Origin of the sequence: Micromonospora sp. MH33, assembly GCF_003013775.1 — a bacterium.
In the GTDB taxonomy this organism is placed as follows: Bacteria; Actinomycetota; Actinomycetes; order Mycobacteriales; family Micromonosporaceae; genus Micromonospora; species Micromonospora fulviviridis.
On the sequence record NZ_MUYZ01000271.1, the window covers coordinates 1 to 9,540 of the forward strand.

The 9,540-nt window shown below is 74.6% G+C and carries 7 protein-coding genes and 1 pseudogene; 4 read left to right on the plus strand and 4 right to left on the minus strand.

Annotation, left to right across the window (positions count from 1 at the left end; genetic code table 11):
* A pseudogene (locus tag B0E53_RS28715) lies at positions 1-226 on the minus strand (histidine kinase); the annotation flags it as partial.
* 133 nt (positions 227-359) lie between these two features.
* On the opposite strand from B0E53_RS28715, the gene B0E53_RS28720 reads away from it, so the two are divergent.
* A complete protein-coding gene (locus B0E53_RS28720; RefSeq protein ID WP_107078872.1) occupies positions 360-1,187 on the plus strand; it encodes a hypothetical protein in 828 nt (275 codons plus the stop codon).
* A 106-nt stretch (positions 1,188-1,293) separates the two neighbouring features.
* Positions 1,294-3,066, plus strand: coding sequence for a DEAD/DEAH box helicase (locus tag B0E53_RS28725; RefSeq protein ID WP_107078873.1), 1,773 nt, complete (start codon positions 1,294-1,296; stop codon positions 3,064-3,066).
* Between the two features lie 54 nt (positions 3,067-3,120).
* Here the strand turns inward: B0E53_RS28725 and lon are convergent, their stop codons facing one another.
* Positions 3,121-5,457, minus strand: coding sequence for an endopeptidase La (gene lon, locus B0E53_RS28730; protein WP_107078874.1), 2,337 nt, complete (start codon positions 5,455-5,457; stop codon positions 3,121-3,123).
* A gap of 246 nt (positions 5,458-5,703) precedes the next feature.
* Between lon and B0E53_RS28735 the strand changes: the two genes are divergently transcribed.
* Positions 5,704-6,051: an Lsr2 family protein gene (locus tag B0E53_RS28735; protein ID WP_107078877.1), complete on the plus strand. Its 348-nt coding sequence runs from the start codon at positions 5,704-5,706 to the stop codon at positions 6,049-6,051.
* 622 nt (positions 6,052-6,673) lie between these two features.
* Here the strand turns inward: B0E53_RS28735 and B0E53_RS28745 are convergent.
* Positions 6,674-7,984, minus strand: a complete 1,311-nt coding sequence (locus tag B0E53_RS28745; protein WP_168215437.1) for a hypothetical protein — start codon at positions 7,982-7,984, stop codon at positions 6,674-6,676.
* A 264-nt stretch (positions 7,985-8,248) separates the two neighbouring features.
* A complete protein-coding gene (locus B0E53_RS28750; RefSeq protein WP_107078875.1) occupies positions 8,249-9,115 on the minus strand; it encodes a hypothetical protein in 867 nt (288 codons plus the stop codon).
* Positions 9,116-9,320: 205 nt separating this feature from the next.
* Here B0E53_RS28750 and B0E53_RS37135 point away from each other — a divergent pair, with 205 nt between their 5' ends.
* Positions 9,321-9,509 carry a hypothetical protein gene (locus tag B0E53_RS37135; RefSeq protein ID WP_091305946.1) on the plus strand — a complete coding sequence of 63 codons (189 nt, stop codon included), beginning with the start codon at positions 9,321-9,323 and terminating at the stop codon, positions 9,507-9,509.
* The last annotated feature ends 31 nt before the right edge of the window (positions 9,510-9,540 follow it).

The window sequence follows — 9,540 nt, forward strand, 5'->3', positions numbered from 1 at the left end:
GGGCCCGCCCGGCGAGCCAGGGGGTGACCGCCGCGTGCAGGACCGCCGCCTGGGCGGCGGTGACGGCGGCGAGCCCCACCAGGCCGAGCGCCAGCCGCAGCGGGTCCGGCTCGCGGGCCAGCCCGACGCCGGGCAGCAGCAGGGTGGTCCCGACGTTCGTCGCCAGCGACACCAGGGTGAGCTGCCGGGCGCGCCGCAGCCGGCGGTCCGCCGCGTCGACCGTCATGTCCGCCGATCCTAGGGCCGGTGGCCGCCCGGTTCACCCCTGCGGTATGTCACGCGGCACCCGTGCGCGACGCACGGTTTTCCGGTGACGGACGCGCCTGGTCCCGCGCGGCGGGCGTCGGCAGGCTCGGGGCATGACGGAGACGACGGTACGCGTACCCCTGCGGGAGGACGCCCGACGGCTGGCCGGCCACCTGGCCGGGATGGTCGTGGCGATGGTGGTCGGCATGCTGCTGCTCGGCCCGCTGTGGCGGGCCGGCGCCGAGCGGCTGGGCGGCACCGACGTGCTGGCCCGGGCGGATGTCGGCGCGCTGGTGATGGCGACGGACATGGGGCTGGGCATGGCCGCCTGGATGTGGCACCGGGGCCACGGGTGGGCCGCGACCGCCGAGATGGTGGCCGTCATGTACGTCCCGTTCCTGCTGCTGCTCCCGCCGTGGTGGGCCGGCCTGGTCGGGGACGGCGCGCTGATGCTCGGCGGCCACCTGCTGATGCTGCCGGCGATGGCCCTGGTGGCGCTGCGGCACCGGCACGCGCATCCGGCGCCGGGCCGCCGCCATCCGGTGGCCGCGGCCGTGGCGCGCCGGTGGCCGACCGGACTCGCGGTGCTGATGACCGTGGACCTCTGGGTCGCGCCGACCGTGTTCTCCCCGTGGACGCTGCTGGTGCTGCCGGCCGGCTACCTGCTCATCGGCACCTGGCGGCGGCAGTGGGGCGACCGCCGGAACCTGGCGTGGCAGCTCGCCGGGCTGGCCGGCTGGGGCGGGCTGGCGGCCGGCGCCCTGCTCGGGCCGGACGGCCTCGCCGGTGTGCTGGTCGGCCTCGGCTGGCTCGGGCACGCCGCCTGGGACCTGGCCCACCACCGCACGGGCCGGGTGGTGCCCCGGGGGTACGCGGAATGGTGCGGGGTGCTGGACGTCGCCGTGGGTCTGACCACCCTGCTGGCGGTCCTGTCCGGGTGATCCGGCCGAGGCACGGGGCCCGGCCGGATCACCGCCGGCGTGGCGGGGGCGACGGTTTGCGGCGGTCGCCGCGACGGCCAGGTGGCGGTGATGAAAAGCTTGCCCCATGAGTTCCGCACCAACCCCGACCGATCCCGCCGCCCCCACCGAGGACGAGGCCGTCGCCTTCACCGACCTCGGGCTGCGCACCGAACTGCTGAACGCGCTGGCCGTCCTCGGCTACGAGGAGCCGACCCCGATCCAGCGGGAGGCGATCCCACCGCTGCTCGCCGGCCAGGATCTGCTGGGGCAGGCGGCGACCGGCACCGGCAAGACCGCCGCGTTCGCCCTGCCGCTGCTGCAGCGGATGCCCGACGACCGCCCCGGCGGGGACCCGGTGTCGCTGGTGCTGGTGCCCACCCGGGAGCTGGCCGTGCAGGTCTCCGAGGCGTTCCACCGCTACGGCAAGGACCTGGGCGCCCGGGTCCTGCCGATCTACGGCGGCCAGCCGATCGGCCGGCAGCTGCGCGCCCTCGACGCCGGCGTGGACGTGGTGGTGGCGACCCCGGGCCGGGCGCTGGACCACATCGCCCGGGGCACCCTGCGGCTGGGCGCGCTGGCCACCGTGGTGCTGGACGAGGCGGACGAGATGCTCGACATGGGCTTCGCCGAGGACATCGAGGCGATCCTGGAGCACGCCCCGGCCGGCCGGCAGACCGTGCTCTTCTCGGCCACCATGCCGGCCCGGATCGACGGGCTGGCCCGGAAGCACCTGACCGACCCGGTGCGCATCCAGATCGAGCGTGAGCGGCCGGTCGCGGGCGAGGCGCCGCGGGTGCGGCAGAGCGCGTACATCGTCGCGCGGGCGCACAAGCCGGCGGCGCTGGGCCGGGTGCTGGACGTGGAGTCGCCCACCGCGGCGATCGTGTTCTGCCGCAGCCGGGAGGAGGTGGACCGGCTCACCGAGACGATGAACGGCCGGGGCTACCGGGCCGAGGCGCTGCACGGCGGGATGAGCCAGGAGCAGCGCGACCGGGTAATGGGCCGGCTGCGGTCGGGCACCGCCGACCTGCTGGTGGCCACCGACGTGGCGGCCCGCGGGCTGGACGTGGAGCAGCTCACCCACGTGGTCAACTACGACGTCCCGTCGGCGCCCGAGTCGTACGTGCACCGGATCGGCCGGGTCGGCCGGGCCGGCCGGGAGGGCGTGGCGATCACGTTGGCCGAGCCGCGCGAGCACCGGATGCTCAAGACCATCGAGCGGGTCACCGGCCAGCGGATCGCGGTCGACAAGATCCCCACGGTGGCGGACCTCCGTACCCGGCGGCTGGAGCTGACCCAGGCGGCGCTGCGGGAGTCGCTGCTGGAGGACGACCTGGAGCCGTTCCGGGCAATCGTCGAGTCGCTGACCGACGAGTTCGACCTGGTGGAGGTCGCGCTGGCCGCGGTGCGGCTGGCCCACGAGGCCACCCTGCCCGGCACCGCCGACGAGGAGGAGGAGATCCCGCAGGTCGCGGTCCGCGCGCCCCGGGAGACCCGGCCGGGGTACGAGGGCCGGGACCGGCGCGGTGGCGCGCGTCCCCGCGCCGGGGGCACCACGCAGGTGTTCATCGGGCTGGGCCGGCGCGCCGGGGTGCGCCCGCAGGACCTGGTCGGGGCGATCACCGGGGAGACCGGGGTCAGCGGCCGGGACATCGGCTCGATCGAGATCGCCGACCGGTTCTCCCTGGTCGAGGTCCCGTACGGGGTCGCCGACGAGGTGATCCAGGGGTTGCGCGGCAGCACCATCAAGGGCCGCAAGGCCACCGTGCGGCGGGACCGGGACGGCGACGGAGGCGGCGAGCGCCGCGGCCGGGATGGCGACGGTGGCGAGCGGCGGGAGCGCCGGGACCGCTGGTGAGCACGGCCGAGGCCCCCGGTCCGAATGGACCGGGGGCCTCGGCGTGTCAGGTGGTCAGGCCGCGGCGAGCGACTGGCCGCCCAGGGTCTCCGCGTCGACCTCGGCCGGGCGCAGCGCCAGGGCGAGCACGTCGGCGACGTCGGCGAGGGTGTGGATGGTCAGCGCCTCGCGGACCTCGGTGGGCAGGTCGTCCAGGTCCGGCTCGTTGCGCTTCGGGATGATCACCTCGGTCAGGCCGGCCCGGTGGGCGGCGAGCAGCTTCTGCTTCACGCCGCCGATGGGCAGCACCCGGCCGGAGAGGGTCACCTCGCCGGTCATCCCGAACTCCGGGCGGACGGGCCGGCCGGTCACCAGCGATGCCAGCGCGGTGACCATGGTGATGCCCGCGCTGGGGCCGTCCTTGGGCACCGCACCCGCCGGGAAGTGCACGTGGATCCGCCTCCCGGCGAGGGCGTTCGGGTCGATGCCGAGGCGTCGCCCGTTGGAGCGCAGGTACGACAGCGCGATGTGCGCCGACTCCTTCATCACGTCGCCGAGCTGACCGGTGAGGGTCAGCCCCGGCTCGCCCTCCATGCTGGTGGCCTCGATGAAGAGCACGTCCCCGCCGGCGCCGGTGACCGCCAGGCCGGTGGCCACGCCGGGCACCGCCGTCCGCTCGGCCGACTCCGGGGTGAACTTGGGCCGGCCCAGGTAGCGGGCGAGGTTGTCGGTGTCGACGCGGACCGGCGCCGGGTCGGACGCCAGCGCCACGGTGACCTTGCGCAGGATCTTCGCCAGGGCCCGTTCGAGCTGCCGGACGCCGGCCTCCCGGGTGTACTCCCCCGCCATCAGGGCCAGCGCGCCGTCGGTGACGGTGACCTCCTCGGCGGTCAGCCCGGCCCGTTCCCGCTGCCGGGCCAGCAGGTGGTCGCGGGCGATGGCCACCTTCTCGTCCTCGGTGTAACCGTCCAGGGTGACCAGCTCCATCCGGTCCAGCAGCGGGCCGGGGACGGTCTCCACCACGTTGGCGGTGGCCAGGAAGAGCACGTCGGACAGGTCGAGGTCGACCTCCAGGTAGTGGTCCCGGAAGGTGTGGTTCTGCGCCGGGTCGAGCACCTCCAGCAGGGCCGCGGCCGGGTCGCCGGAGTAGCCGACGGCCAGCTTGTCGACCTCGTCGAGGAGCACCACCGGGTTCATCGAGCCGGCCTCGCGCAGCGCGCGGACGATCCGGCCGGGCAGCGCGCCGACGTAGGTGCGCCGGTGGCCGCGGATCTCCGCCTCGTCGCGGACGCCGCCGAGGGAGACCCGGACGAAGTTGCGGCCGAGGGCCCGCGCGACGGACTCACCGAGGCTGGTCTTGCCGACGCCGGGCGGGCCGGCCAGGGCGAGCACCGCGCCGGAGCCGCGGCCGCCGACCACGCCGAGGTTGCGCTCGGCACGCCGGTTGCGCACCGCGAGGTACTCCAGGATGCGGTCCTTCACGTCGGCCAGGCCGGCGTGGTCGGCGTCGAGCACGGCACGCGCCGCGGCCAGGTCGGTGTTGTCCTCGGTACGCGTGTTCCACGGCATCTCGAGGACGGTGTCGAGCCAGGTCCGGATCCAGCCGGCCTCCGGCGAGGCGTCGCTGGCCCGCTCCAGCTTGCCGACCTCGCGCAGGGCCGCCTCGCGGACCTTCTCGGGCAGGTCGGCGGACTCGACGCGGGAGCGGTAGTCCGCGGAGCCGTCCGGCTCGTCCTCGCCGAGTTCCTTGCGGATGGCGGCGAGCTGCTGGCGGAGCAGGAACTCGCGTTGCGACTTCTCCAGCCCCTCGCGGACGTCGCTGTTGATCCGCTCGGTGACCTCCTGCTCGGCCAGGTGGTCCTTCACCCAGCCGACCAGCAGCTCCAGCCGGGCGGTGACGTCCGGGGCGGCGAGCAGCTCGGTCTTCTGCGCCAAGGTCAGCCAGGGCGCGTAGCCGGCCGCGTCGGCCAGCTCGGAGAGGTCGGTCATCCGCTCCATGGCGTCGATGACCTGCCAGGCGCCCCGCTCCTGGAGGACCGAGGTCATCAGCGCGCGGTACTCGCGGCCGAGTTCCCGGGCCCGGCCGGCCGGGGCGGGTTCGTCGAGGGTGGTGGCCTCGACCCAGAGGGCGGCGCCCGGTCCGGGCACGCCGGAGCCGATCCGGGCCCGGGCGAGGCCGCGGACCACGGCGGCCGGCTCGCCGCTGGGCAGCCGGCCCACCTTCTCGATGGTGGCGACCACGCCCACCGAGCCGTACTCGCCGTCGAGGCGGGGCACGGCGAGCAGCTTCTTGTCGCCGGTGGCGCGGGCCGCGTCGACCGCGGCCTGGGTGGTCGGGTCGAGGGTCACCGGGATGACCATGCCGGGCAGCAGGACGGCGTCGGTCAGAGGAAGTACCGGAAGAGTTGCCATCGAACACCTGCTATCACGTTGAGTTGAGCGTGTCAGGCTCAAGTAACAAACCGTCTCCCTTGTTCCAGCTTGTGACCCACGCCACTCCCGCCGCCCGGCCGGACACCCGCACCGGGCCTGAACGCCCATTTGGCGCCGCGCGGATAAGGCGACCCGCCGAATAAGAAGGACGGGTATTGTTGCGAAATTGCCGCGAGATACGTCAAACTCTTAGCCACACCCCGCCCGACACAGGGAGTAATGGCGATGGCAAGGAAAGTAATCACCGTTCTGACCGACGACCTCGACGGTGGAAAGGCCGATCGGACCGTCGAGTTCAGCCTGGACGGCGTGGCGTACACGATCGACGTCTCCGACGAGAACGCCGGCGTTCTGCGCAAGGCGCTGGACCCGTACATCAGCGCTGGCAGGCGGATCGGGCGCGGCCCGATCGAGGCCGGGCGCGCGGCGCGCGGCGCGACCCGCCCGAGCACCTCGGGAATGGACCGCGAGCAGAACCGCGCCATCCGGGAATGGGCCGCCAAGAACGGCTACGAGATTTCCGAGCGGGGCCGCATCCCCGTCTCGGTGGTGGAGGCCTACAAGAACCGCTGAGCCCTCCCGGTTCACGGTCGGGCACCCCGGGGTCACGCTGAGAAAGCGGCGTGGCCCCGATCGACTTTTCCCACCGTTAACAATTTTCAGCCGGGCGGGGAATCCCGGCACCGAACTTCATCCCGCGGGCCCCGCCCGGAGGCGCGCGATCCCGACCCCGGAGCCACGGGTGCGCGTCAGCATGGCGACCAGTGCCGGCAGGGCCGGCCGGCCGAACGAGGACTTCCTCGGCGCGGTTCCCGGGCACCGAGTCGATCTGCGCCCACGGTGTCGCCTGGTACACCCACCGCCTCGGCGGCGCTCTGCTCGGCCGGCTGTCGCGGGACGACGGGCGAGACCTCGTGTCCCTCCTCGCCGCCGCGATCGGCGAGATCGCGGCCGTGCTCGCCGTCCACGGGCCGGCCGGCGTCATCCGCCGCGTCCGGCAGGCCGAGGCCCGCGCCACCGGCGGCCCCGACGCCTCCGGTCCCGGACGACGCCACGGTTGCGCACTGCACCCACCTGCCGCGCTCCGAGGCCGGCGAACCGTTGCCCTGAGGCCCGCCCGGTCCCGGCGACCCACGACGGGAACGGCCCGGTGCCGCCCGAGGCGTACCCCCAGGGCGGCACCGGCCGTCGGTGCTCAGTTGACCCGGATCCGCACCACGTCGAAGGCGGGGGTCTGGTTGGCCCGCTCCATCATCGGGATGCGGTGGGAGCCGTCACCGGCCCAGACCGCGCACTGCGCCAGCCCGGACTGCGGCAGGCCCGGGATCTGGATCAGCACGTCGTCCGGCTGGGCGCTGCCCCGGCCGTCCTCGGTGGCGACGAAGAACGCCGGCACGTCCTGCGGGTTCGGGGGCTGCCGGGTGCTGCCGAGCATCCGGCACGCGGTGTGGAAGTGGCCGCGCACCAGGCCCTGGTCGTTGAGGAGGGAGCTCTCCAGGTAGTAGCCGCCCTGGCCGGCGGCGAGGAAGCGGTCGCGGACCAGGTTGCGGGTGCTGACCCGGAGGGTGAACGGCTGGTTGCGCTGGACCCGGTTCGGGAACTGCGTGATGAGCAGCGAGGGATTGTTCGCGGCGGCGCCGACCTCACCGAACGCGGTGCTCACGCAACGATTGCCGTTCTGGAAACCGTCGTGCGCCTGGAGGCGGCTGTTGGCGCAGTCCTTGGCGAGCACGCCCAATCCGTTGTTGCCCCCGTTGTTGTTCCCGCCGTTGTTGTTGCCGCCGGTCTGGCCACCGTTGTTCCCGCCGGTCTGCCCGCCGTTGTTGTTCCCGCCGGTCTGCCCGCCGTTGTTGCCGCCGCCATTCTGGCCGCCGTTGTTGCCGCCGCCATTCTGCGCGTTGTCGGCGAGGGCGCACTGGGCCAACTGGTCCAGGCCCTGCGGGCGCTCGGCGACCCGGCCGATGGCCGTGGCGATCCGGTTCAACGTCGCGGTCCGCTTGTCGGCGAGCGGCCGCAGGACGGCGTTGTTGATGAAGTCGCCGTTGCGGGCGCCGTCCGCCGCGAGCCGCCGGTTGGCCTCGGCGATCTGGCCGTCCAGCAGGGCGAGGTTGCGGTCCACCTCGGCGCGCGCCTGGTCGGGCACCTGCGGCAGCTTGCTCCGCACGTCCGGGCAGGCCACGGTCGGGGTACCGGCGCCCGCGCCGCCCCCCTTGGTCTCCTGGCACTCGGCGGACGACATCTGCCCGTCACCCCAGTGGTTGCGTACCCACCGGCCGTTCTGCCAGGTCCGTGTCGTGCTGCCCTGGCCGTCCGGCGCGGTGGCTCCCGGGCTCGCGGCCACGCAGGACGCCGAGGCGGTACGGACGGTGGCCCGCCGGTCCTGGGCGGACGAGATCTGGGTGACGGCGACGATTCCGCCGAAGACCGCGAGCGTGCCGACCACGGCCAGCAGACGCTTGCTCCGCGCGTTACCGGATGACCGGCGCGCCCGTGTGGACCTGCGCATCGAATTGCTCTCCTTCTCGATCCGGTAGCTGACTGGTGACCCCGGCGGACCGATGGAATTCGGGGTGAGGATCACTGCGACGCTCCGGTCGCACGTCGATGACCGACGATGCCCTTTCCGCACCGTCCCCGCGCCGTCCGGCGCGGCGGGGAAGATCTGCGTCCATTCCCGCTTAGGTACGGAGCGAGGGCGGCGAAGGTTCAACCGGGAAACGGGAGAATTCGCGGGGACACCCGCGGAGCCAGCCGGGGCCGGGAACGCCGGTCAGTCGGCGCAGAGGTGGTCGAAGGCGAAGCCGCCGTCGAACTCGTCGCGCCGGGCGGCGAGCCGGCGGATCTGCCCGCGCAACTCATCCCGGTCCACCAGGGACGGTCCGGCGGCGTCCAGGTCGCGCAGCCGCTCCCCGACCGCCACGGCGGCCAGGTCCTCGGCGAGCCGGCCCGGGTCCACCCCGCAGGAGAAGCGCTCAGCGGCGAGGTGCACCCGCTCCACGAGGCACCGGCCGGGCCGCACCTCGACCCAGCTCCAGCCCTCGGCCGGGCCGTCCGTCCACCGCACGTGCAGCCCGCGGACGATCGGGTCGGCGAGCCGGCGCTCCACGTACGCCTCGACGGCGGCGGCCCGGGTGAGCGCCCCGAGGTCGTTCACCGGCCCGCGGCGGCCGTCCGGGAGCCGGCCGACGATGTCCCGGAACCCGACGGCGTCGCCGGTGTCCGGGTCGGTGCCGGCGGCGTAGTCGCGCGCGTCGATGACGTACTCGACGAGGCGGCGGGCGTGCTCGGCGCCGCGCAACGTGGGCGACTCCACCCGCAGCAGCGGCAGGCCGACCGCGGCGCAGACAGCGCTGGTCATCCGCTCGGTTCGGCTGGCCGGCGACCCGGCGGGCGCGGGCGGGGCGAAGCGCACGGCGAACAGCGGCAGGCCGGTGTCGGGGGCGCAGACCACCTGGTCGAGGATCTCCCGGCCGGCGGTGCTCCACTGGTGCCCGGTGACGCCCGGCGGCCGGCCCTGCACCAGCTCGCCGAGCCGCCGGGCCGGATACCCGACCTGGCCGGCGCGGGTGAGCTGCGGCGCGACCCCGGGCGGGATCGGGCGCAGCCAAGAGGTGGCCACGCTGCCGGTGCTCGTCATCTCGCCAGATCCATCCGTCGTTCGGTCGACGTCCGAGTCTAGGGCGTCGATCATGGTGGCCGCCTCGGCGGTGCGGCGGAATCCGCTCGCCCCGGGCCGCCGGACCGGTGAACCCGGCGGCGGGACGGCCCGATGGGAGGACTGGCCGGCCCGGAAACGGGTACGCCCCGCCGGTCCGGTCGATCACGCGGAGCGGAGGTGGGGCATGACGCGCGGGCAGTTCGGCTTCCTCGCCGGATTCCTGGTGGTCGCGGTCTGGGCGCTGGGCGGCGCCGGGGCGGCGGCCGCCGCCACCGTGGCCGGCCTGGTCGGCTGGCTGCTGGTCCGGGTACGCGACGGGGACGTCACCGTGCCCGGGCTCGCCGACCGGGCCACCGCCGCCCGGCGCCGTTGAGGCGGTCCGCGATGACCGGCATCCTGCCCCG